At 59.5% G+C, this 24,547-nt stretch carries 22 protein-coding genes; 15 read left to right on the plus strand and 7 right to left on the minus strand.

All coding sequences use genetic code 11. The annotated features are described in order from the left end of the window. The first annotated feature begins 3 nt into the window (after positions 1-3). Genes WIF35_RS16715 through WIF35_RS16775 form a run of 13 tightly spaced genes read left to right on the plus strand, consistent with a single transcriptional unit; the run spans position 4 to position 14,228 of the window. Positions 4-609, plus strand: coding sequence for an NADH-quinone oxidoreductase subunit C (locus WIF35_RS16715; RefSeq protein ID WP_412479345.1), 606 nt, complete (start codon positions 4-6; stop codon positions 607-609). Then, positions 602-1,855: an NADH-quinone oxidoreductase subunit D gene (locus WIF35_RS16720; RefSeq protein WP_412479346.1), complete on the plus strand. Its 1,254-nt coding sequence runs from the start codon at positions 602-604 to the stop codon at positions 1,853-1,855. The genes WIF35_RS16715 and WIF35_RS16720 overlap by 8 nt, the downstream gene beginning before the upstream one ends. Continuing rightward, positions 1,855-2,328 (plus strand): NADH-quinone oxidoreductase subunit NuoE, encoded by a 474-nt coding sequence (gene nuoE, locus WIF35_RS16725; RefSeq protein WP_412479347.1) that lies wholly within the window; start codon positions 1,855-1,857, stop codon positions 2,326-2,328. The genes WIF35_RS16720 and nuoE overlap by 1 nt, the downstream gene beginning before the upstream one ends. Next, positions 2,329-3,657 (plus strand): NADH-quinone oxidoreductase subunit NuoF, encoded by a 1,329-nt coding sequence (gene nuoF / locus WIF35_RS16730; RefSeq protein ID WP_412479348.1) that lies wholly within the window; start codon positions 2,329-2,331, stop codon positions 3,655-3,657. A gap of 46 nt (positions 3,658-3,703) precedes the next feature. Next, complete coding sequence (nuoG, locus tag WIF35_RS16735; RefSeq protein WP_412479349.1) at positions 3,704-6,034, plus strand: NADH-quinone oxidoreductase subunit NuoG; 2,331 nt, start codon at positions 3,704-3,706, stop codon at positions 6,032-6,034. Continuing rightward, on the plus strand, positions 6,035-7,084 hold the full coding sequence (gene nuoH, locus WIF35_RS16740; protein WP_412479350.1) for an NADH-quinone oxidoreductase subunit NuoH: 1,050 nt from the start codon (positions 6,035-6,037) through the stop codon (positions 7,082-7,084). Between the two features lie 10 nt (positions 7,085-7,094). Continuing rightward, a complete protein-coding gene (gene nuoI / locus WIF35_RS16745) occupies positions 7,095-7,583 on the plus strand; it encodes an NADH-quinone oxidoreductase subunit NuoI (RefSeq protein WP_412479351.1) in 489 nt (162 codons plus the stop codon). Positions 7,584-7,595: 12 nt separating this feature from the next. After that, entirely contained in the window at positions 7,596-8,192 is a 597-nt protein-coding gene (locus tag WIF35_RS16750; protein ID WP_412479352.1) for an NADH-quinone oxidoreductase subunit J, read from the plus strand. Positions 8,193-8,206: 14 nt separating this feature from the next. Continuing rightward, positions 8,207-8,518, plus strand: coding sequence for an NADH-quinone oxidoreductase subunit NuoK (nuoK, locus tag WIF35_RS16755; protein WP_412479353.1), 312 nt, complete (start codon positions 8,207-8,209; stop codon positions 8,516-8,518). A 2-nt stretch (positions 8,519-8,520) separates the two neighbouring features. After that, a complete protein-coding gene (nuoL, locus tag WIF35_RS16760; protein ID WP_412479354.1) occupies positions 8,521-10,575 on the plus strand; it encodes an NADH-quinone oxidoreductase subunit L in 2,055 nt (684 codons plus the stop codon). Between the two features lie 32 nt (positions 10,576-10,607). Continuing rightward, a complete protein-coding gene (locus WIF35_RS16765; protein WP_412479355.1) occupies positions 10,608-12,092 on the plus strand; it encodes an NADH-quinone oxidoreductase subunit M in 1,485 nt (494 codons plus the stop codon). Positions 12,093-12,104: 12 nt separating this feature from the next. After that, positions 12,105-13,625 (plus strand): NADH-quinone oxidoreductase subunit NuoN, encoded by a 1,521-nt coding sequence (nuoN, locus tag WIF35_RS16770; RefSeq protein WP_412479356.1) that lies wholly within the window; start codon positions 12,105-12,107, stop codon positions 13,623-13,625. Between the two features lie 60 nt (positions 13,626-13,685). Then, positions 13,686-14,228 (plus strand): NUDIX domain-containing protein, encoded by a 543-nt coding sequence (locus WIF35_RS16775; RefSeq protein WP_412479357.1) that lies wholly within the window; start codon positions 13,686-13,688, stop codon positions 14,226-14,228. A 60-nt stretch (positions 14,229-14,288) separates the two neighbouring features. Here WIF35_RS16775 and WIF35_RS16780 read toward each other — a convergent pair whose 3' ends face one another. The 7 genes from WIF35_RS16780 to WIF35_RS16810 form a co-directional block, all read right to left on the minus strand. Further along, entirely contained in the window at positions 14,289-15,419 is a 1,131-nt protein-coding gene (locus WIF35_RS16780) for an alkene reductase (protein WP_412479358.1), read from the minus strand. A 9-nt stretch (positions 15,420-15,428) separates the two neighbouring features. After that, entirely contained in the window at positions 15,429-16,745 is a 1,317-nt protein-coding gene (locus tag WIF35_RS16785; RefSeq protein WP_412479359.1) for an ATP-binding cassette domain-containing protein, read from the minus strand. A 12-nt stretch (positions 16,746-16,757) separates the two neighbouring features. Next, positions 16,758-17,519, minus strand: coding sequence for an ABC transporter ATP-binding protein (locus tag WIF35_RS16790; RefSeq protein WP_412479360.1), 762 nt, complete (start codon positions 17,517-17,519; stop codon positions 16,758-16,760). 1 nt (position 17,520) lies between these two features. Continuing rightward, on the minus strand, positions 17,521-18,453 hold the full coding sequence (locus tag WIF35_RS16795; protein ID WP_412479361.1) for a branched-chain amino acid ABC transporter permease: 933 nt from the start codon (positions 18,451-18,453) through the stop codon (positions 17,521-17,523). Positions 18,454-18,455: 2 nt separating this feature from the next. Then, the gene (locus WIF35_RS16800) at positions 18,456-19,331 is read right to left on the minus strand and encodes a branched-chain amino acid ABC transporter permease (RefSeq protein ID WP_412479362.1); all 876 of its coding nucleotides are present in this window, start codon (positions 19,329-19,331) and stop codon (positions 18,456-18,458) included. A gap of 93 nt (positions 19,332-19,424) precedes the next feature. Further along, the gene (locus WIF35_RS16805) at positions 19,425-20,474 is read right to left on the minus strand and encodes a 2Fe-2S iron-sulfur cluster-binding protein (RefSeq protein WP_412479363.1); all 1,050 of its coding nucleotides are present in this window, start codon (positions 20,472-20,474) and stop codon (positions 19,425-19,427) included. A 207-nt stretch (positions 20,475-20,681) separates the two neighbouring features. Beyond that, the gene (locus tag WIF35_RS16810) at positions 20,682-21,710 is read right to left on the minus strand and encodes a hypothetical protein (protein WP_412479364.1); all 1,029 of its coding nucleotides are present in this window, start codon (positions 21,708-21,710) and stop codon (positions 20,682-20,684) included. Between the two features lie 366 nt (positions 21,711-22,076). Between WIF35_RS16810 and paaN the strand changes: the two genes are divergently transcribed. Together paaN and paaG are read left to right on the plus strand one after the other, a co-directional pair. After that, entirely contained in the window at positions 22,077-23,756 is a 1,680-nt protein-coding gene (gene paaN, locus WIF35_RS16815) for a phenylacetic acid degradation protein PaaN (RefSeq protein ID WP_412479365.1), read from the plus strand. Then, a complete protein-coding gene (gene paaG, locus WIF35_RS16820) occupies positions 23,753-24,547 on the plus strand; it encodes a 2-(1,2-epoxy-1,2-dihydrophenyl)acetyl-CoA isomerase PaaG (RefSeq protein WP_412479366.1) in 795 nt (264 codons plus the stop codon). Before paaN ends, paaG begins: the two co-directional genes overlap by 4 nt.

Raw genomic sequence — 24,547 nt, forward strand, 5'->3', positions numbered from 1 at the left:
CGTATGTCTGCAAAATTGGAAACTCTGAGCCAGAATCTGCAGCAGCATTTTGGCGATAAGCTCAAATCTCTGAAGCTGGCCTTGGGCGAGCTGACCATTGAGGTTTCGGCGGCTGATTACCTTGCTGTAATGACGGATTTGCGCGATCAGGCGACTCTCGGCTTCGAAGAGTTGATCGATCTGTGCGGTGTCGATTACTCCGCTTTTGGCGATGGTGCCTGGGCGGGCGCGCGTTACGCGGTGGTCACTCATTTGCTGTCGGTGACCAATAACTGGCGTTTGCGGGTCCGCGTATTTGCCGACGACAACGAATTTCCATCTGTCGATACCGTAACCGGGGTGTGGAGCAGCGCCAACTGGTTCGAGCGCGAAGCCTTCGACCTCTACGGTATCGCCTTCGTCGGTCATGATGACCTGCGTCGCATTCTGACCGACTATGGCTTTATCGGGCATCCGTTCCGTAAGGATTTCCCGATTTCCGGTCATGTCGAGATGCGTTATGACCCGGATCAGGCTCGTGTGATTTACCAGCCGGTAACCATCGAGCCGCGTGAAAACACCCCGCGCATCGTGCGCGAAGACACCTACGGGGATGCGGCCCATGGCTGATATTCGTAATTTCACTCTGAACTTTGGTCCGCAGCACCCGGCGGCGCACGGTGTGTTGCGTCTGGTTCTCGAGCTGGATGGTGAGGTCGTGCAGCGTGCCGACCCGCATATTGGCTTGTTGCACCGGGCGACAGAAAAGCTGGCCGAAACACGTACCTGGGTTCAGTCCGTGCCTTACATGGATCGCCTGGATTACGTTTCGCCGATGGTCAACGAGCACGCCTACTGCCTGGCTGTCGAGAAGCTGCTCGGCGTCGAAGTGCCGGAGCGCGGCAAGTACATCCGTACGATGTTCGACGAAGTCACCCGTATCCTGAACCATCTGTTGTGGATCGGCTGTCACGCGCTCGACGTCGGGGCGATGACGATGGCGCTCTATACCTTCCGCGAGCGCGAAGATCTGATGGATGCCTACGAGGCTGTCTCTGGGGCACGTCTGCATGCCGCCTACTATCGTCCGGGCGGTGTCTATCGCGACCTACCGGATCGCATGCCGCAGTACAAGGAGTCGACCTGGACCAGCGCAGGCAAGGCGAAGGAGCTGAACGACAACCGCAGCGGCTCCCTGCTTGATTTCCTGGAAGATTTCACTGATCGTTTCCCGAAATATCACGCCGAATACCACACGCTGCTTACCGATAACCGTATCTGGAAACAGCGCTTGGTCAACGTCGGTGTGGTCAGCCCGGAACGTGCGCTGCAAATGGGCTTTACTGGTGCGATGCTGCGCGGCTCTGGGATTGCTTGGGATTTGCGCAAGAAACAGCCCTACGCGGCATACGACAAGGTCGATTTCGACGTACCGGTTGGCGTAAATGGCGATAGCTATGACCGCTACCTGGTCCGTATGGAAGAGATGCTGCAGTCCAATCGGATCATCAAGCAGTGTATCGAATGGCTGCGCAAGAATCCCGGTCCGGTGATCAGCGAGAACCATAAGGTGGCTCCGCCGCAGCGCGAAAACATGAAGTCCAACATGGAAGAGCTGATTCATCACTTCAAGCTTTTCACCGAAGGTATTCATGTCCCGCCAGGCGAAGCTTATGCCGCTGTCGAACACCCGAAGGGCGAGTTCGGTATCTACTTCATTTCCGACGGTGCGAACAAGCCTTACCGCATGAAGATCCGTGCGCCCGGCTATGCCCACTTGGCTGGTATGGATGAGATGTCCCGTGGCCACATGATTGCCGACGTTGTCACGATCATTGGTTCCCAAGATATTGTTTTTGGCGAGATCGACCGCTGATGTTTTCCGCTGAAACCCAACAGAAATTTGCGCGCGAAGTCGCGAAGTATCCCACCGACCAGAAACAGTCGGCGGTGATGGCGTGTCTGGCCCATGCCCAGGAAGAAAAGGGATGGTTGCCGCCGGAAGCGATCGAAGCCGTTGCCAATTACCTCGGTATGCCGCCGATCGCGGCCTACGAGGTGGCTTCCTTCTACAACATGTACGACCTGAAGCCGGTCGGCAAGTACAAGATCACCGTTTGTACCAACCTGCCTTGTGCACTGTCCGGTGGTTATCACGCCGGTGCCTACCTGCAGGAAAAGCTGGGTATCGGCTACAACGAAACCACGGCTGACGGTAAGTTCACGCTGAAGGAAGGTGAGTGCATGGGGGCTTGTGGCGATGCGCCGGTGATGATCGTCAATAACCGCTCGATGTGCAGTCATATGCTTCCCGAGCAGATCGACAAACTGCTTGAGGAGTGCAAATAAATGGCCCTGCTCGGAGCGATCAATCCGGTCCTGACGGCCGGTCTGAAGGGTGACGATGGCTGGCAACTGCAGGAATACGTTGCCCGCGGTGGTTACAAGCAGCTGCGCCGTATCCTGGAGAACAATATTTCCCAGGAAGAGGTGATCAGCGAAGTCAAGAAGTCCGTACTGCGCGGTCGCGGTGGCGCAGGCTTCCCGACCGGCCTGAAGTGGTCCTTCATGCCGCGTTCCTTCCCTGGCGACAAGTACGTCGTCTGCAATACCGACGAAGGCGAGCCGGGTACCTTCAAGGACCGCGACATCATGCGCTACAACCCGCATGCGGTTATCGAAGGCATGGCCATCGCTGCCTATGCGATGGGTGCGAACCGTGGCTACAACTATGTGCACGGTGAAATCTGGGAAATCTACCAGCGCTTTGAAGCTGCGCTCGACGAAGCTCGCGCTGCCGGATTCATCGGTCAGAATATCCTCGGTTCCGGCTTCAACTTCGAGTTGTTCGCCCACCATGGCTACGGTGCCTACATTTGCGGCGAGGAAACTGCGCTGCTCGAATCGATCGAGGGCAAGAAGGGCCAGCCGCGCTTCAAGCCGCCATTCCCGGCATCGTTCGGTCTGTATGGCAAGCCGACGACCATCAACAACACCGAAACCTTTGCTTCCATTCCGTTCATCCTGAACATGGGGGGCGAAGAGTTCCTGAATCTGGGTAAGCCGAACAACGGCGGCACCAAACTGTTTTCCGTGTCTGGCCATGTCAATCGCCCGGGCAACTACGAAATACCGCTCGGCACGCCGTTCTCGACCCTGCTCGAAATGTGCGGCGGCATGCGTGGCGGCCGCAAGCTGAAGGCGGTGATTCCCGGAGGTTCCTCGGCTCCGGTGTTGCCTGGCGAGATCATGATGGACTGCACGATGGATTATGACTCCATCAGCAAGGCGGGTTCCATGCTCGGGTCCGGTGCTGTCATCGTCATGGACGAATCTGTTTGCATGGTCAAGGCGCTGGAACGCTTGTCGTTCTTCTACCACGAAGAATCCTGCGGTCAATGTACGCCGTGCCGTGAAGGTACCGCCTGGATGTACAAGGTTGTGCACCGTATCGAAAACGGTCTGGGCAAGCCTGAGGATCTTGATCTCCTCAACAGCGTGCTCGGCAATATCGCAGGGCGGACTATTTGCGCCCTGGGCGATGCGGCTGCGTTCCCGGTACAGAGCTTCCTCAAGCACTTCCGCAGTGAGTTCGAATATCACATCGAACACAAAACCTGCGTGGTGCCGAAAGATGTTCAATGGGCCGGCAGCGGTTTTCACAAGATTCCGGCCTGATGTGGGTCTCGGGTTAGTTAGATAGAACTGGCTACAAGGTAGCGACATGCTAGAAATCGAAATCGACGGCAAAAAGGCGCAAGTGCCCGACGGCAGCACGGTGATGGACGCCGCGCAGCAGGTGGGCGTATATATCCCGCATTTCTGCTACCACAAGAAACTTTCGATCGCGGCGAACTGCCGCATGTGCCTGGTGCAGGTCGAAAAGGCGCCCAAGCCACTGCCGGCTTGTGCGACGCCGGTTACCAACGGCATGAAGGTTTTCACGCACTCCGAACTGGCCGTCAAGGCCCAGAAGGGGGTAATGGAATTCCTGCTGATCAACCATCCGCTGGATTGTCCGATTTGCGACCAGGGTGGCGAATGTCAGTTGCAGGATATGTCCATGGGCTACGGCCCGATGAAGAGCCGTTACACCGAAGAAAAGCATGTCGTCTTCCACAAGAACGTCGGTCCGCTGATCTCGATGGAAGAAATGAGCCGTTGCATCCACTGCACCCGCTGCGTTCGCTTCGGGCAGGAGATCGCCGGTGTCATGGAACTGGGCATGGCCAACCGGAATATGCATTCGGAGATCATGACCTTCGTCGGGCGTTCGGTGGATTCCGAACTATCCGGCAACATGATCGACCTTTGCCCGGTGGGTGCGCTGACCTCCAAGCCGTTCCGCTATACCGCACGCTCGTGGGAACTCCAACGCCGCAAGTCGGTGAGCCCGCATGATTCGGTTGGCGCCAATCTGGTCGTTCAGGTCAAGCACGACAATGTGATGCGCGTTCTGCCGCGTGAGAACGAGGCGGTTAACGAATGCTGGATCTCCGACAAGGAGCGCTTCTCCTACCAGGCCTTGAATTCAGACGAGCGTCTGACCAAGCCGATGGTGAAGCAGGGCGGAGAATGGCGCGAAGTCGATTGGAACGTTGCACTGGACTACGTTGCCCATGGCCTGAAAGATATTTCCCGCGAGCATGGTGGCGATGCCTTGGCAGCCTTGTCGGCTCCTAGCGCCACAGTCGAAGAGATGTTCCTGCTCGGCAAGGTCATGAAGGGCCTCGGTAGCGGCAATGTCGATTTCCGTCCGCGTCAGCTCGATTTCGGTACCGACTTCAAGCGTGCCGGTGCTCCGTGGCTGGGTATGCGCCTCGCCGAAATCAAGGATCTCGATGCCGCTCTGGTGGTCGGCTCCTTCCTGCGCAAGGACCATCCGCTGATCGCTCAGCGTCTGCGCCAAGCGGCCAAGAAATTTACCAAGGTCAGCCTGCTGACCGTTACCGGTGACGATCAACTGATCAACCTGCATGCCTCGCAGATCGTGGCTCCCGCCGAACTGGCCGCCGCACTGGCTGGCGTGGTCAAGGCTGCCGCTGAGATCAAGGGCGCGTCCCTTCCGGCGGGCCTTGAGGCTGCCGTCGTGACTGATGTCGCCCGCTCGATCGCACAGAGCCTGTGCGAAGGTGAAAATAAAGCGGTCTTCCTCGGCAATGTGGCGACCCAGTCGGCAGCGGCCACCCAGTTGCACGCTCTTGCGCTGCAGCTGAGCGAACTGACCGGTGCCAAGGTCGGCTTCTTGGGCGAAGGCGCCAATGTCGTCGGTGGCCATGTCGCCTGGGCGTTGCCGAGCAATGCCAATGCCCGCCAGATGTTCGAACAGCCGCGTAAGGGCTACGTCCTGATGGGCATCGAACCGGAGTTCGATTGCGCGAATCCGCAATTGATCCTGGGTGCGCTCAAGCAAGCCAGCCTCGTCGTCTTCATGTCGGCCTTCAAGCATGCGCCGGCCCTGGAATACGCCGATGTGATGCTGCCGATCGCTCCCTACACCGAAACCTCGGGTACCTTCGTCAATATCGAAGGACGCATCCAGAGTTTCAACGGTGTGGTCAAGGCGCGTGGTGACGCTCGTCCGGCTTGGAAGGTGTTGCGAGTGCTGGGTAATGTGCTGAACCTCGAAGGCTTTGGCTACGAGTCCAGCGAGGCGGTCCGCGATGAGGTGCTTGGCAAGGGCAATGAATTTGTCGCGAATTTGAGCAACGGTCTGAACGGTATTTCGCTCGGCCTGCCGGCGAAGAGCGAAGGTCTGCAACGCATCGCCGATGTGCCGATCAACTTTGCCGATCCAATGGCGCGTCGCGCTCCTGCGCTGCAACAAACTGCTGATGCCAAGGCCCCGTTGGCTCGCCTGAATCAGCAGACTGCCGACCAGTTGGGTATCGCCGACGCCGCTCAAGTTCGAGTCAAGCAAGGTGAGGGCGTTGCGACCCTGGTTGCCAAGATCGATAACAATGTTCCGGCCGGCTGCGTGCGTGTCTCCGCTGCGCATGCCTCCACCGCCATGCTCGGCGAGATGTTCGGCCAGATTTCTGTGGAGCGTGCATAAATGGATGCGCTGATGAACTTCGGACTTGGGGTTTTCGGCACGGCATGGCCTGCAGTCTGGGCATTGCTGAAGATCGTTCTGATTGTCGCTCCGCTGATGCTGAGCGTCGCCTACCTGACCTGGGCCGAACGTAAGGTGATCGGTTACATGCAGGTTCGTATCGGTCCCAACCGGGTCGGTCCCTGGGGGCTGATCCAGCCGATTGCCGACGGCTTGAAGCTGTTGATGAAGGAAATCGTCGTACCGAGCGGCGCCAACAAGGGCATCTTCATCATTGCTCCGATGCTGGCCATCGCGCCGGCGCTGGCTGCCTGGGCGGTCGTTCCGTTCAACGACTATCTGGTCTTGGCCAACATCGACGCCAGCCTGCTCTACATCATGGCCATCACTTCAATGGGCGTGTACGGGATCATCCTGTCTGGCTGGGCTTCCAACTCCAAATACGCTTTCCTCGGCGCGATGCGTTCTGCCGCCCAGATGGTTTCTTACGAAATCTCGATGGGCTTCTCGCTGATCTGTGTGCTGATGGTCTCCAACAGCCTGAACCTGGTCGATATCGTCAGTGTTCAGGATCAAGGGCGCTTCGCCAGCTTCGGTCTCGGCTTCCTGTCCTGGAATTGGCTGCCTCTGTTGCCGATGTTCCTGGTGTACCTGATCTCCGGTGTTGCGGAAACCAACCGTGCTCCGTTCGACGTGGCCGAAGGCGAATCGGAAATTGTTGCCGGTTTCCATGTCGAATACTCAGGTATGGCTTTCGCCGTCTTCTTCTTGGCCGAATACGCCAACATGATTCTGGTCGCCGCACTGACCTCGATCATGTTCCTCGGTGGCTGGTTGTCTCCGGTCGGCTTCCTGCCGGATGGCATCCTCTGGCTGTTCGCCAAGATGGCGTTCATCCTGTTCCTGTTCCTGTGGTTCCGTGCAACCTTCCCGCGTTATCGCTATGACCAGCTGATGCGCCTGGGCTGGAAGGTGTTCGTGCCGATTTGTCTGATCTGGCTGGTCGTTGTCGGTGTCTGGATGATGTCGCCGTTGAATATCTGGAAGTGAGGAGAGACTAATGGGTTCGATGAAGGAAATCTTCAACAGCCTCTTCCTCAAAGAGTTGTTGAAAGGGATGTCGGTGACGGGCAAGTATTTCTTCGCCCGCAAGATCACCGTTCAGTATCCTGAAGAAAAGACGCCGCAAAGTTTCCGTTTCCGTGGTTTGCACGCCCTGCGTCGCTACAACAACGGTGAGGAACGTTGCATTGCCTGCAAGCTGTGCGAGGCAATCTGCCCGGCGATGGCCATCACCATCGAGGCCGAGCCGCGTGATGATGGCTCCCGCCGTACGACGCGTTACGACATCGATCTGACCAAGTGCATCTTCTGCGGCTTCTGCGAAGAGGCCTGCCCGGTCGATGCGATCGTCGAGACGCGCGTCTTCGAATACCACGGTGAAAAGCGTGGCGACCTCTACTACACCAAGCAGATGTTGCTCGCCAACGGCGACCGTTACGAGAAACAGATCGCAGAGGACCGCGAACTTGATTCGCGCTACCGCTGACAGGTGACTCAGATGGATTTTCAAACTTTCGTTTTCTTCTTTCTCTCGGCGATTCTGATCTTCGCCGGTCTGCGCGTCATTACCGCGCGCAACCCGGTCCATGCCGCCTTGCACCTGATTCTGGCCTTCTTCACCTGTGGCGGCATCTGGTCGCTATTGCAGGCGGAATTCCTCGCCATCGCGATCATTCTGGTTTACGTCGGCGCGGTGATGGTTCTCTTCCTGTTTGTGGTGATGATGCTGGATATCAACATTGACCGGATTCGCGAAGGCTTCTGGAACTATCTGCCGCTTGGCGCCTTGCTTGGCTTGTTGATGGTTGCAGAAATGGGCTTGATTCTGGGTAGCAAGTACTTCCAGGTGCCGGCTGCCGAAGCCGTTGTGCCGGCGGGTATCTCCAACACCAAGAGCATCGGCGCGCTGATGTTCAGCGACTACGTCTATCCGTTCGAACTGGCTTCCATCATCCTGTTGGTGGGCATGATTGCCGCGATCGTGCTGACTTACCGCGGTCCGAAGAAATCCAAATACACCAACCCGAATCAGCAGGTCTTCGTCAAGGCGAAGGATCGTATCCGCGTCCTGCAGATGCCGGTTGAAAAAGATTGAATCCAGAGGCGCCAATGCTAACTTTGACACTCTCGCATTTCCTGATTCTGGGCGCGATCATGTTCGCGATCAGCGTCGTGGGGATTTTCCTGAACCGGAAGAATCTGCTCGTACTGCTGATGGCCATCGAATTGATGCTGCTCGCGGTGAATATGAATTTCGTGGCCTTCTCCCATTATCTGGGTGACCTCTCCGGCCAGATCTTCGTCTTTTTCATCCTGACCGTCGCTGCCGCCGAGTCCGCTATCGGTCTGGCCATCCTGATCGTGCTGTTCCGCAACCTCAAGAGCATCCATGTGGATGACCTGGGCAGCCTGAAGGGTTAAACATGGAAATGCAAAAACTCTATCTGCTCGTTCCGCTGGCGCCGCTTTTCGGCGCGATGATCGCCGGTTTGTTCTGTCGCGTCATCCCGCGCTGGCTGGGCCATACGGTGACCATTGCCGGCGTCGCGATCGCCTTCATCGCGTCGGTGATGATTTTCAAGGATGTGCTGGCCGGTAATGCCTTCAATGGCCCGGTCTACACCTGGCTGACCAGCGGCGACTACAAGTTCGAGGTTGGCTTCCTGATCGATACCCTGACTGCGACGATGATGCTTGTTGTCACCTTCGTGTCCCTGATGGTTCACATCTACACCATCGGCTACATGCACGAGGACCCGGGCTACAACCGTTTCTTCAGCTATATCTCGCTGTTCACCTTCTCGATGTTGATGCTCGTCATGAGCAACAACTTCATGCAGCTCTTCTTCGGTTGGGAAGCGGTGGGTCTGGTGTCCTACCTGCTGATCGGTTTCTGGTACACACGCCCGACGGCGATCTTCGCCAACATGAAGGCTTTCCTGGTCAACCGCGTTGGCGACTTCGGCTTCATTCTTGGTATCGGCCTTGTGCTGACCCATTTCGGTTCGCTGGACTACGCGACCGTCTTCCAGAAGGCTCCGGAATTTGCCAACACGACCATCAACCTGTTCGCTGATCGCGAATGGGCCACCGTCTCTCTGATGACCGTCACCTGTATCTGCCTGTTCATCGGCGCGATGGGTAAATCGGCTCAAGTTCCGCTGCACGTATGGCTGCCGGACTCCATGGAGGGTCCGACTCCGATTTCCGCGCTGATTCACGCGGCGACCATGGTGACGGCCGGTATATTCATGGTGTCCCGCATGTCGCCGCTGTTCGAGTTGTCGACCACGGCACTGTCCTTCGTCATCGTGATCGGTGCGATTACGGCGCTGTTCATGGGCTTCCTCGGTATCATCCAGAACGATATCAAGCGTGTCGTTGCGTACTCCACGCTGTCCCAGTTGGGCTACATGACGGTTGCCCTCGGTGCTTCCGCCTACTCGGTCGCCATCTTCCACCTGATGACGCACGCTTTCTTCAAGGCGCTGCTCTTCCTGGCGGCAGGTTCGGTCATCATCGGCATGCACCACGATCAGGACATCCGTAATATGGGCGGTCTGCGCAAGTACATGCCGATCACCTGGATTACCTCCTTGATCGGCTCGTTGGCCCTGATCGGTACGCCCTTCCTGTCCGGTTTCTACTCCAAGGACTCGATCATTGAAGCGGTTGCTGTGGCCTATCACGCTGGTCAACCGGGTGCTGGCTTTGCTTACTTCGCCGTGCTCGCTGGGGTCTTTGTCACTGCCTTCTACTCCTTCCGTATGTACTTCCTAGTCTTCCATGGCGAAGAGCGTTTCGGTAAGGCAGACGATGCCCATCACCATGAGCATCATGGCGATCACGAAGATGAAGAAGTTGCGCACGACCATCACCATGGTCTGGCGCCGGGACAGAAGCCGCACGAAACCCCGTGGGTCGTGACTCTGCCGCTGGTTCTTCTGGCGATCCCGTCTCTGGCCATCGGTTACTTCGCCATCGAGCCGATGTTGTATGGCGATTATTTCAAGGGCGTGATCCACATCGACGCGCATGCTCACCCGGCCATGGAACATCTGGCCGAGGAGTTCCACGGAGCTGTTGCCATGGGCGTCCATGCCTTGAGCACATTGCCGTTCTTCCTGGCACTGGCCGGCGTCGTGGTGTCGTGGTTCTTCTACATGAAGCGTCCGGATATTCCGGCCGCCATCCAGCGCAAGTTCTCGGCCATCAACACCCTGTTCGAGAACAAGTACTACTTCGACAAGATCAACGAATTCGTCTTCGCCGGTGGCGCCCGCGTGTTGGGTAAGGCTTTCTGGCGCGGCGGCGACGTGGCGGTCATCGATGGCCTGATCGTCAACGGTTCGGCCAAGCTGGTTGGCTGGATCGCCTCGGTTACCCGTTTCTTCCAGACGGGCTATGTCTATCACTATGCCTTCACGATGATCATCGGCATCTTTGTGCTGATGACGCTGTGGATCAACCGCGCCTAGCGTGAATAGTTCGCAGAAAAGCAAGGATTAACATGTCGAATTACCCACTGCTATCTTTCGCAATCTGGATTCCGATCGTTGCCGGCTTTATTGTCCTGGCAACGGGCGGTGACAAGAATGCTCCGCTGGCTCGTTTGATCGCCCTGGTCGGTGCGATCACCGGTTTCCTCGCCACCATCCCGCTGTGGACCGGCTTCGATGTCGCTACCGCCGGTATGCAGTTCGTTGAACTGAAAACCTGGATTCCGCGTTTCAACATCAACTACCACCTTGGTGTCGATGGTATCTCGATGCTCTTCGTCGTTCTCAACGCCTTCATCACCATCATCGTGGTGGCGGCCGGTTGGGAGGTTATCGAAAAGCGCGTCGCTCAATACAACGCGGCTTTCCTGATCATGTCGGGCCTGATGAACGGCATCTTCACGTCGCTTGATGGCGTGCTGTTCTACGTCTTCTTCGAAGCCTCGCTGATTCCGCTGTATCTGATCATCGGTGTCTGGGGCGGTCCGAACCGCGTCTATGCCGCGTTCAAGTTCTTCCTCTATACGCTGTTCGGTTCCTTGCTGTTCCTGATCGCCTTGATGTATCTGTTCATCCAGTCCGGTGGCAGCTTCTCCATCCTCGAATGGCACAAGCTCCCGCTGCAGCTCAACGCGCAGATCTGGCTGTTCCTGGCTTTCCTGATTGCTTTTGCGGTCAAGGTGCCGATGTTCCCGGTGCATACCTGGTTGCCGGACGCTCACGTTGAAGCGCCGACCGGCGGCTCCATCGTGCTGGCAGCCATCGCGCTGAAGTTGGGCGCCTACGGCTTCCTGCGTTTCTCGCTGCCGATCGCACCGGACGCGTCGCATGAGTTGAGCAGCCTGGTGATTGGTCTGTCGCTGATCGCCGTGGTCTATATCGGCTTCGTCGCCCTGGTTCAGGCCGACATGAAGAAGCTGGTGGCTTATTCGTCGATCGCCCACATGGGTTTCGTGACGCTGGGCTTTTTCATGTTCAGCGCCATGGGTATCGAGGGTGCGCTGGTGCAGATGGTGTCGCACGGTTTCGTTTCCGGCGCCATGTTCTTCTGTATCGGTGTCATGTACGACCGCGTGCATAGCCGCCAGATCGCCGATTACGGCGGTGTGGTCAACACCATGCCGAAGTTTGCTGCCCTGTTCATGCTGTTCTCGATGGCCAATGCCGGTCTGCCGGCTACCTCCGGCTTCGTCGGCGAATTCATGGTCATTCTGGGCGCTGTCAAGTTCAACTTCTGGGTGGCTTTCGCCGCAGCCAGCTCGATGATCATGGGCGCGGCCTACACCCTGTGGATGTACAAGCGCGTGATCTTCGGCGACGTCGCCAATCATCACGTGGCCGAACTGACCGACATCAACAAGCGCGAATTCCTGATCCTGGCGGTGCTGGCAATCTGCACGCTGTGGATGGGTGTGTATCCGCAGCCTTTCACCGAAGTGATGCATGCCTCGGTTAACGAGCTGCTGAACCACGTCAATATCAGCAAGATTCAATAAACGGTAGCCGACATGTTCGACAATTTCGTTGTCCCCGATCTCCTGCCCGCCGCACCCGAGCTGTTCCTGGCGTTCATGGCGCTGGCGATTCTCATGGTTGACGTCTTCGTCAAGGATGCCCGTCGTACCGTTACCTACGGCCTGACCCAGGTCACCTTGCTGACCCTGGTCGTCTGGCGCGGTGCACCGTACGTTTCGGCGATTTTCTTCGACAATGGCCAGGGCCTGGAAGCTGTCTCGCAGACGGTTTACACCTTCAGCAACATGTACGTGCATGATGCGATGGCCGATGTGCTGAAGCTGATGCTGTACATCGCCGTCTCCGTCGTCATGCTCTATTCGCGTGGCTACGTGGCTGACCGCGAGACGATGAACAAGGGCGAGTACTACGTGCTGGCGCTGTTCGCGACCCTGGGCATGATGGTCATGATTTCGGCCAATCACTTCCTGACGGTTTATATCGGTCTTGAACTGCTCTCCCTGTCGCTCTATGCGATGGTGGCGATGAACCGCGACTCCGTGGTGTCCACCGAAGCCGCGATGAAGTACTTCGTGCTTGGCGCACTTGCTTCCGGTCTGTTGCTCTACGGCATGTCGATGATCTACGGTGCCACTGGCACACTCGAAATCACCGGCATCGGTGAGCGTCTGATGGCTGGCGGTGTCAACAAGACCGTACTGGTCTTCGGCCTGGTCTTCCTGGTTGGCGGTCTGGCCTTCAAGCTGGGTGTCGTGCCGTTCCACATGTGGATTCCGGACGTCTATCACGGTGCCCCGACTTCGGTCACCCTGTTCATCGGTTCCGCCCCGAAACTGGCTGCCTTCGCCATCGTTATGCGCCTGCTGGTCAATGGCCTGATCACCATGGCTCAGGATTGGCAGCAGATGCTGATCATCCTGTCCGTGCTATCCATGGCCATCGGTAACCTGGCGGCTATCGCGCAGACCAACCTGAAGCGCATGCTGGCCTATTCCGCCATTTCGCACATGGGCTTCATGTTGCTTGGTATCGTCACCGGCGTGGTCGGTGGCGACGCCCGCTACGCGCTGAACGCCTACAGCTCCTCGATGTTCTACGTCATCGCCTACGTGCTGATGACTGCCGGCTCCTTCGGCATCATCCTGCTGATGGCACGTGCCGGTTTCGAAGCCGAGAACCTGGACGACTACAAGGGGTTGAACAAGCGTTCCCCGTGGTTCGCCGGCGTCATGCTGATGTTGATGTTCTCGATGGCTGGTGTGCCGTTCTTCATCGGCTTCTTCGCCAAGTTCTCGGTGCTGCAGGCTGTCGTTGCTGCCGGTTACATCTGGCTGGCCATCGTTGCCGTCCTGTTCTCGCTGATCGGTGCCTTCTACTACCTGCGCGTCGTCAAGATCATGTACTTCGACGAGCCGGTTGATGAAACCCCGATCACTGCACCGTTCGGCATGCGTGCCATGATTTCGGCGAACGGCCTGGCCGTCGCACTGCTTGGCCTGAAGCCGCAGATCATCATGTCGCTTTGTGCCTACGCGCTGCTGCGTTCGCTCTAAATCGAACTGACACTAAAAAACGCCCCGCCAGTCGGGGCGTTTTCATTTGGAGATTCCGCCATGTCGCACGACCAACATCTGATCGAATCCGAGATTTCCAGCGAAACCGTGTTCAAGGGACACTTGCTGCATGTACGCATGGATCGGGTGCTGCTGCCGGACGGTAAGGAGTCGGTGCGCGAGTACATCACGCATCCCGGAGCAGTTGTCGTATTGGCCTTCCTCGACAACGGCAACCTGTTGTTCGAACGCCAGTTCCGCTATCCGTTACGCCGGGTCTTTCTCGAGTTGCCGGCGGGCAAGATCGATCCGGGCGAGGCCATCATTGACACGGCACAACGCGAGCTGCTGGAAGAAACCGGCTACACGGCGAGCGAATGGGAATACCTCGGCGTGATGCATCCGTGCATCGGCTATTCCGACGAGCGCATCGAGATTTTCGCGGCGCGCGGTTTGAAGCTGGCCGGGGAGAAGCAGCTCGACCACAACGAATTTCTCGAAGTGGTCGAACTGTCGCCGGCCGACGCCAAGCAGGCTGTGTGGGACGGGCGGATTACCGATGCCAAGACCATCACCTCGCTGTTCTGGCTGGACAAGCCCTGACCACGGTTTTTGCCTATTTTGGCGAGTGCACCGCAGCAGTCGCCCAATAACGAATTTGGCTTAAGCCAGGGCGCTCGTTCCGGCGGTTTTGCCCATTTTGATACTGCGCGGATAGTCGATGTAGCCGCTTGCGCCGCCACTGTAAAAGGTCGTCGGGTCGGCCGGGGCCAGCGGCCAGCCGTTGGCGATGCGTTCGACCAGATCCGGGTTGGCGATCCAGGCCTGGCCGAAAGCCACCGCGTCGCATAATCCTTCCTCGATGCGCCTGGCCGCCTTGAACGGGTAGAGGGCGCCGTTGTCGATCAGCGGCATGGCGGCCAAAGGCCGGAAATGGGCTGCGACATCGCTCAGGCCATGCGGGTTATCCAGCAATTGGCGTGGATGGACGACTTCGGTCAGGTGCAGGTAGGCCAGTGGGAAGCGGCTGGCTTCCTGGACGAGGTAGGACCACATCGGCACGGTGTCCGCGTCGACCGCGATGCCGTGAAAACGATTGAGCATCGGGTTCAGGCGGAAGCCGATCCGTTCCATCGGTACGTGGCGGGCGACTTCGTTCAGCACCTCGAAAAAGAAGCGGGCCCGGTTTTCATGGGAGCCGCCGTATTCGTCCTCGCGTTGGTTGGAGCAGCGCGAGAAAAACTGATGAAAGAGGTAGCCGTTCGACGAGTGCAGTTCGACCCCGTCGAAACCGGCTTGCATGGTGTTTTCCGCTGCAACGCCGAACTGCTCGACGATCTGGTGAATCTCGGAGCGGCTCAGTGCGTGCGGCGTGACGGTCTGCATCGGGCCATCTGGCGTTTGAACGCGCCATTCCGGGTTGATGGCGGAGGGCGCCACAGGAATTTGTCCACTGGTCAATTGCGGGTGGGAGATGCGGCCGCAATGCCACAGCTGGCAGACAATACGGCCGCCGGCAGCGTGCACGGCATCGGTGACGCGGTGCCAGCCGCCGACCTGAGCGGCGGACCAGATGCCCGGGCTGTTCAGATAGCCACGACCCCGAGGTGAGACGATGGTGCCTTCGGAAACGATCAGCCCGGCACCGGCTCGTTGCGCGTAGTAGGTGGCCATCAGCGGTGTCGGCGCCGCTTCGGGATTGTCGGCGCGGCAACGGGTGAGCGGCGCCATCACGACGCGGTTCTTCAGTTCGAGCGCGCCGAGACGGCATGGGGTAAGAAGCGAATGCGTCATGGTCGGTACTTACATGCCGAGATAGGCGGCACGCACCTGTTCGTTGGCGATCAGCTCCTGCCCAGTGCCGGTCAGCGTGATCGAACCGGTCTCCAGCACGTAGCCGCGATCGGCGATGGCCAGCGCCGCGAAGGCATTCTGCTCGACCAGGAAGATGGTCATGCCCTGCGACTTCAGCGTCTTGACCACGTTGAACACTTCCTCGACCAACAGCGGGGCCAGGCCCATCGACGGTTCGTCGAGCAGCAACATCTTCGGGCGGCCCATCAGGGCGCGGCCGATGGCCAGCATCTGCTGCTGGCCGCCTGAGAGCGTGCCGGCCGGCAGGTGGCGCTTTTCCTTGAGAATGGGGAACATGGCGTAGATTTTCTCCATGTCCTCGGACACCTGATGCTTGGGCTGGGTGTAGGCCCCAAGGCGCAGGTTGTCCTCGATGCTCAGCGGTCCGAACACCTGGCGGCCTTCCGGGCTCTGGCAGATGCCACGGCGCATGCGCAGGTCGGCACGCAGGCTGGAAATATCTTCGCCATCGAAGACGATGCGGCCTGCACTCATCGGTTGAACGCCCGAGAGGGTGCGCAGGAAGGTGGTCTTGCCGGCGCCGTTGGCCCCAACCAAAGCAACGAGTTCGCCCTTGCGCACTTCGAGGTCGATACCCTTGAGTGCCTTAATGCGGCCGTAACAGCTTTCCATGCTCTTGACCGACAGCAACACGTCGCCGCCAGCGGGGCTGGTGCCCGGTTGCAGTTCGCCGGCGCTGTGGGCGCCGAGGCCGATGGATTCGGGGGCGAGACTGGCGATGCGGTGGAAGAGTTCGCGGAACTCGGCGCGGGCCTTGCCGCCGAACAGCGGATCGTCGTTGTCGAGGAAGGCCCGGTCGATCTCGGCCCAGTCATCGGCGGTCAGCACCTCGCGGGCGAGGGGCATGGCGTCCTTTTCCTCGCTACGGATGTGGCTCTTGATGGCGCCGGTGTAATTGCGCAGGGCGGCGGTGAAGGCCGGGTTGGCCTCGCCGCCGCCGGCCGTGGCGGCCAGCTTGGCGCGCAGGTCCTTGAGGTTTTCCGGGCCGTTGCGGTGCTCGGCCTGCAGGCGATCGAGAACGGCCGCTGCCTCGGTCGAGCGCTGGCGCAGCAGGCGGAAGAGAAATTCGTCCTCCTTGGCGTGGTGGGCGCGGTCCATGAACTGTTCGATATAGTCGAACACGGAGGTGAAGAAGGGATGCTCGACCTTGCCGCCGGCGTCGATCTCGTCGGCCACCATGTCCAGCGTGGTGGCGATGCGCCACAGGTTCTGGTGCTCTTCGGTAATGATGCGTAGGGATTCCATGCGGTTCTCCTCTTATGCGTGAGCGCCGAGATAGGCGGCGATGACATCGGGGTTCTTGCGGATTTCCTCACCGCTGCCTTCGGCCAGTTTCTTGCCGTAGTCCAGAACGAGAATGCGGTCCGACAGGTTCATGACCATCTTCATGTCGTGCTCGACCAGCACCACCGTCACGCCGGAGTCAGCGATCTTGCGCACCAGGTGATCGACTTCGATGGTTTCCTTGGGATTGAGGCCGGCGGCCGGCTCGTCGAGGAAGATCAGGCGGGGCTTCATGGCCAGAGCGCGGGCGATTTCCAGGCGTTTCAGCGCGCCGTAGGACATGGCATCGGCCCGTGCTGCGGTGTACTCGCCCAAACCGACAAAATCCATCAACTGTGCGGCTTCGTCGCGCAGCTCGCGATCGCGCTTGCGCAGGCCGGGGAAGCGCAGGGCCGCCTTGACCAGATTGCGATCCAGCCGCAGGTGGGCGCCAACCATGACGTTTTCGATGGCGCTCATGTTCATGCAGATCTGCAGGTTCTGGAAAGTGCGGGCGACGCCGCGCACGGCCAGCTGGTTGGGCGACTTGCCGTGGATGGCTTCGCCATCCAGCATGATCTCGCCGGTGGTGGGCTTGTATACCCCGGTGATCAGGTTGAATAGTGTCGTCTTGCCGGCTCCGTTCGGGCCGATGACCGAATAGACGATGCCGGCATCGATGTTGAAGCTGACGTTCTGCACGGCCTTGACGCCGCCGAAGTGAATGGAGAGGTCTTTGACTTCTAGCAGGCTCATCTCACTCTCCCTTCCCGAACTTGGCGGCCAGCGTCGGTACGAGGCCCTTGGGCAGGAAGATCATGCAGCCCATCAGGATGGCACCGAAAACCACGGTTTCCCAGCCCTCGAACGTTGCCAGTGCCTGGGGCAGGGCGGTCAGCAGGATGGCGCCGACCAGCGAGCCATAGACCGAGGCCATGCCGCCGATGACGACCATGGTGACCAGTTCGATGGAATGGAAGAAGTCGGCAAAATTGGGGCTGACGAAACCGACGTAGTGGGCCGTGACGCTGCCCATCAGGCTGGCGAAAACGGCCGATAGTACGAAGATCGCCACCTTGTAACGGACGATATCGACGCCGACCACCTGCGAGGCGACCTCCGAGCCGTGCAGCGCGCGCAGGGCGCGGCCGAAGGGCGAGTCGATCAGGTTCAGCGAAGCCCAGACCGACACCGATAACAGGATGGCGACGACCCAATACCACTGCTTGTCGTTCGAGAGCTCGAAGCCGAACAGACCCATGGCCGGCACCGGCATGCCGTCCGGACCACCGGTCCATTGCGCTTCGTTGCGCAGGGCGATGCTGATGATGATGCCGAGGCCGAGTGTGGCCATCGCCAGGTAGTTGCCCTTGAGCTTGAAGATGGGACGAGCGACCAGGGCAGCGAGCACGGCGGTAGCGGCAGCGCCGGCGCCCATGGCGAGCAGCGGATGCCAGCCGAAGTGCGTCGGCAGCACGGCCGAGGCATAGGCACCGATGCCGAGGAAGCCGGCGTGGCCCAGGCTGATCTGGCCGGCAAAGCCGATCAGCAGGTTGAGCCCGAGCACGATCACGGCGTTGATCGCCATGCGCACGGCGAGGTCGAGGTAGAAGCTGTTGGGCAGCACGAAGGGCAGCAACAGCAGGATGGCGATGACCAGGTAGAGGCCGTTATAGACGTTCTTTTTCATGCTCACACCCGATCCGTCGATTTACCGCCGAACAGGCCGCGCGGCATGAAGAAGAGGATGAAAAGGATGAGCACGAAGGGGATCGCATCCTTGTACGCCGAGGAAATGTAGCCGGCGCCCATCGCTTCCAGTATGCCGACCAGCAGGCCGCCGACCACGGCACCGAGGCCATTGCCCAGCCCGCCGAGCACGGCGGCGACGAAGCCCTTGAGGCCGAGCATGATCCCGACATCGTAGGAGGTCATGGTGATCGGCGTCAGCAGGATGCCACCCAGCGCACCGAGCGCCGCCGACATGGCGAAGCTCATGAACAGTACCCAGCTGGTGTTGATGCCGACCAGTTCGGCCGCCAGGCGGTTCACCGAGGTGGCCAGCATGGCCTTGCCCTGCAGCGTGCGGTTGAAGAAATACCACAGCGCCACGACGACCAGCGCAGTGACGCCGAGTACCCACAGGCTCTGTGGCAACAGCGTGGCGCCGAGGATCTCGATTGGCGTGTCGCCGGAGAAGGGCGGCAGGCTGTGCGTGTTCTTGCCGAGGAAGACGGCGACCAGGCCGCGGATGACCAGCGATGCGCCGATAGTGATGATGATCAGGGTGACCGTTTCGGCGCCTTTGACCGGCTCGATGGCCAGCTTTTCGATCAGCACGCCGACGATGGCCGGCACGATGATGGCCAGGGCCAGCGCAACCGGCAGCGGCAAGCCGGCCTGGGTGAAGAGCACGGCCAGCATGCCGCCAAGCATGATGAATTCGCCCTGGGCGAAGTTGATGACATTGCTGGCGTTGTAGATCAGCGTGAAGCCGAGCGCGGCCAGCGCGTAAGTGGCGCCGACCGTGACGCCGGAAAAGAGGAATTGCAGGAACTGGGCTAGCATCGGGCGCCTCCTGCCAACAGGCGAGTGCTCATCGTGTCGTCTCCGTATTCTTGTAGGGGGTTGCTGCGGTGCACTGGGCAAAAAGGCAAAAAATCAGAGCTTCAGCAGATGGTCGTCGTCGGCGACCACCGGCTGCTGTTGGGCGAAGAAGCCTTCTGTGTGAATCAGTTCGTCCTTGGCGCCGAGCAGTTTGGCGGCGGCCACGCTGGCATCGACGAATTCCGGGCTGCCGGCGATGAACAGGGTGTGCTTGGACAGGTCGGGGAAGAGTTGCGGCAGAACCACATCGACACGTCCCTTCAGGAAGCCTTCCTTCTCCTCGCGGGTCAGCGTGACCTTGTAGTCGAAGTTGCGGTGCTTGGTGCGCCACCAGGCCATCATGCCGCGGCTATAGACGTCCTCTTCGGTACGGGCCGAGAACAGCATGGTGACCGGCTTGCGGAAGCCTCGGCGCAGCGCCGCTTCGGCCAGGGCAAGCACGGGGGCGAGGCCGGTGCCGGCGGCAATGCAAAGGACCGGCGTATCGACCGAGGGATCGCCGATGAAAGTACCGTACGCGCCGGAAATCTTGACGCTGTCGCCGATCCCCAGGCTGTCGTGAATCCAGTTGCTGGTCACGCCGCCTTCGGCACGGGCGACTTGTAGCACCAGTTCGCCGTCCGGGCGCGGTGCGTTGGAAATGGAATAGGCGCGGGCCGGCACATCGGCGCGCGGGTTGCCGACGGTGACGTACTGGCCAGGCCAGTAGCGGATTGGCTGGCCGACGGGGCGCAGGCGAACCTCGACGACGCGGGCGGCGATCTGCTTCTTGTCGGTGACGACGAAGAGGGCGTCCTCACGCGGGGGGAAGAGTTTGGGCTTGGCATCCTCGGTGCCCCACTCGATGGTAATTTCCTCGGAAATCGGCTTGGCCATGCACATCAGGCCGAAGCCCTGTTTGCGCTCGTCTTGCGACAGGGCCATGTCGAGCACCATGCCCTGGTCGAACTGACCTGAAGTGACCTTGACCTTGCATTCGCCGCAGGCGCCGGCACGGCAGTTGTTGGGCAGGGCGTAGCCGGCTTTTTCCAGCGCCATCAGGACGGTGTCGCCATAGGCGCAGTCGACGGACTTGCCGGAGGGTTGCATGATGATTCGTGCCATTTTTGTCTTCCCCTTGTTATCTGGTGTTGCTCTCTGTTGTGGCAAAGCCGGCACCCCTTGCGGGGCACCGGCCGGACTTCCATTTCGTCATCCCCGCGCACCCCAAGGGCACTTCCTTCGGGGCGCAGGCGGGGATCCAGGAAATGCACCGCAGGCAGTAGCAGCGGCCCTGGATTCCCGCCTTCGCGGGAATGACCTTGCGACGAATCAGAACACCGGAATGATGTCTTCCATGTCGATGTCGCTGACTTCCTGACCGGTGATGCCAACTTCCGGAATGGCCGGGAACGGGATGTTGTAGCGATCGAGCACACCCTTCAGGTTGATCATCGCGTTCTTCCAGTTCTGCAGCTTCATCTCGTAGGTCGGGATGCCGAAGCCGGCACCGCGGGCAACTTCCTCGGCTTCACGCTGGTTGGCGATGAAGTCGGCCGGCAGGTCCCAGAATTCCATCGGCGGCTCGAACAGCACGGCGGACAGGAAGAGGTAACCGGCGCGAATCTGCTTGGTGACGATGGCCTTGGTTTCTTCCTTGAGGCCCGGGTAGTCGCGCTCCATGACGGCCATGCAGATGGCCATGTGGCGGCCTTCGTCGCGACCGATGTTCTTGAAGCCTTCCTTGAAGACGGCTTCGCGGGAGTTGTCGAACATCTGCTTGAAGATGGTGGCGGCAGCGATCTCGCCCATCAGGAAGGAGCTGAACAGCACGGCCAGGTCGTACTTGGGCACGGCCTGCTTGTAGCCGTTCCAGTAACGAGCGCCATTGAAGTACAGCCACTGCACGTTCTTCTGCAGACGCTTGCCGAGTTCGGTCTTCGGCTGGTAGGTCAGCGGATCCGGATGGCCGAGCATCTTGGTGATGGCCAGGCCGCACATGATTTCGTGGTTCTGCTCGTCACGGGTGACGGAGAAGAAGCACTTGCGGACCGGATCTTCCTCGTGCACTTCATAGGTCTTGATCAGGGCTTCGGCGAAAACCGGGGGGGCGGAAGCGTCGAACACCGACAGCAGGCTCCACCAGTAGGCGATCGACTCGCGTTCTTCCCAGGTGTAGCTATCGACGTCCAGGGTGTCCCAGGGCAACTTTTCCGGGTCCCAGTTCTCACGCAGGGCGGCTTCCCAGACTTCCTGCAACTTCTTGGTCTTGCTATTCCAGGACAGCGGATACACGTTCGGTTGTTCAATCGCCGGCGGAAATTCCATCTTGTCGGCAAAACGTTCCTTATTGCTGGCCATATCTCCTCCTATCGGGGTCTCGTGGTTGGTAACACCACCTGGCTCGGTGGGTGTGGTTGAATAATGATACGCATAGATGCTTCATGTCAACAAATTTTGTATCAGAACGTAGAAAATAATTTTCGGAACGAATTTTGCAATTCGGAATCACGGCCGGTTGTTTGGCTAACAAATTTTATATAGTACTGTTTTATAATGATAAATATTGAGTTGTGTAATAAGTTGTATGAATCGGAATGGTGGTTTTTGTGAAAATTTACGATACTTTGAATTGACTTTTGGTTTGTATGTTCGTATCGTGTGGCAACGTTGGCATGCCCCGGTGCCTGCCGAAATCGAAGAATGAATATCGCCAAGGAGATATCGATGTCGCACCCCCTGTTGGAGAAACACCGCGCCACGCTGGATGGCGCCCTCAATGCGATTGCCACGCGTGGCTATTGGTCGGCCTATAACGAGATGCCGAGCCCGAAGACTTACGGCGAGACGGCAGCCGAAGATGGCAAGAAGGCGTTCGAGGCACATCTGGGCAAGCAGTTCGTGCTGGACCAGCCGGGGCAGAAATCCTGGGTGGGCGGTGAGCAATCGCCTTACGGCATCGACATGAATGTGCAGTACCCGGTTTGCGAGCACGAGGTGCTGATTGCTGCCGGCCAGCAAGCCATGCTTGGCTGGCAGAAGGTTGGCGCCGATGGCCGCACCGGCATTTGCCTGGAAATCCTTGCTCGCCTGAACAAGCAGAGCTTCGAACTGGCGCACGCGGTCATGATGACGACCGGCCAGGGCTGGATGATGGCTTTCCAGGCCGGTTCGCCGCATGCCCAGGATCGCGGCCTCGAAGCCGTGGCCTACGCTTATCGCGAGCAGAGCTTCGTGCCGAGCGAAACCGTCTGGGACAAGCCGCAGGGCAAGAACCCGTCGCTGGTCATGAAGAAGCATTTCGAAATCGTCGGCCAGGGCGTCGGTGTGGTGGTCGGATGCGGCACCTTCCCGACCTGGAATACCTATCCCGGCCTGTTCGCCGCCTTGTCGACCGGCAACGCCGTGATCGTCAAGCCGCACAGCAACGCCATCCTGCCGGCTGCGATTACGGTGCGCACCATCCGCACCGTGCTGGCCGAAAACGGCATCGATCCCAATCTGGTCACCCTGTGCGTGACCGCTGATCGCGGCACGACGCAGAAGCTGGTCACCCATCCAGCCGTCAAGTCCATCGATTTCACCGGTGGCAACGTCTTCGGCCAGTGGCTGATCGACAACTGCCGCCAGGCTCGCGTCTATGCTGAGCTGGCCGGTGTGAACAACATCGTCATCGACTCGACCGATGCCTACAAACCCATGTTGCGCAACCTGGCGTTTACGCTGTCGCTGTACTCCGGTCAGATGTGCACCACCTCGCAGGCCATCTTCGTGCCGGCCGGCGGCATCGAGACCGAAGACGGCCACAAGTCCTACGACGATGTCTGTGCCGATCTGGCCAAGGCCGTCTCTGGCTTCCTGTCCAAGCCGGAAGTCGCCCTGGCCGTGCTCGGTGCCGTGCAATCGGCCGATACCCTGAAGCGTATCGAAATGGCGGATAGCGGCACGCTGGGCAAGGTCGTGCTGGCCTCGGCCAAGCTGGAAAATCTGGACTTCCCGAACGCCACGGTGCGTACCCCGGTGCTGCTGGCCTGCGATGCGGCGGACGAGCATGCCTATATGGAAGAGCGCTTCGGCCCGATCAGCTTCATCGTCAAGGTGCCCGATACCGCTGCTGCGATCGCCTTGTCCGAGCGCATCGTGTCCACCCATGGTGCATTGACCGCCGGCATCTACTCGACCAAGCCGCAAGTGATCGATGCGATGACCGCAGCGACCTTGCGTTCCAAGGTGGCCTTGTCGATCAACCTGACCGGTGGCGTCTTCGTGAACCAGTCGGCAGCGTATTCCGACTACCACGGCACCGGCGGCAACCCGGCCGCCAATGCTTCCTACGCCGATGCCGCCTTCGTCGCCAACCGTTTCGTGGTTGTCCAACGTCGCTATCACATCGAGAACGCAGCATGAGCTTCGAAAACATCACCTTCACCGTCGAGGCTGGCATTGCCCGCCTGACCCTGAACCGACCGGACAAGCTGAATAGTTTCACCGGCGCCATGCACGCCGAATTGCGGACGGCGCTGGATACCGTCCAGGCCGACAAGTCCATCCGCGTGCTGGTACTGACCGGGGCTGGCCGAGCCTTCTGTGCCGGTCAGGATCTGGCCGATCCCGACATGGCGATGGTCAATGGCAAGATGCCGGACATCGGCAATGTCGTGGAAGCCAACTACAAGCCTCTGGTCCTGCGCCTGCAAAGCCTGCGTGTGCCGACCATCGCGGCGGTCAACGGCATTGCGGCCGGGGCTGGCGCCTCGGTGGCGCTGGCTTGCGACCTGTGCATCGCCACGAAATCGGCGTCCTTCCTGCAGGCCTTCTCCAAGATCGGCCTGATTCCGGATACCGGCGGCACCTGGTTCCTGCCGCAACGCGTCGGCATGGCTCGGGCCATGGGTCTGGCCCTGCTGGCCGACAAGCTGCCGGCCGAAAAGGCTGCCGAATGGGGCCTGATCTGGGAGTGCGTCGAGGATGCCGACTTTGCCGGCCGCATCGACGCCTTGGCCAAGCAGTTGTCGGTCATGCCGACCAAGGCGCTGGTGCGCACTCGCCAGGCCATGCATGCCGCACCGGGCCACACGCTGGAGCAGCAACTGTCCTTCGAGGGCAGTTTCATGCGCGAGCTGGGCTGGAGCCCGGATTACGCGGAAGGTGTCCAGGCCTTCATGGAAAAGCGTGCGCCGAATTTCACCGGAGAGTGA

The sequence above is a fragment of the Azonexus sp. IMCC34839 genome (assembly GCF_047047955.1).
Taxonomy (GTDB): domain Bacteria; phylum Pseudomonadota; class Gammaproteobacteria; order Burkholderiales; family Rhodocyclaceae; genus Azonexus.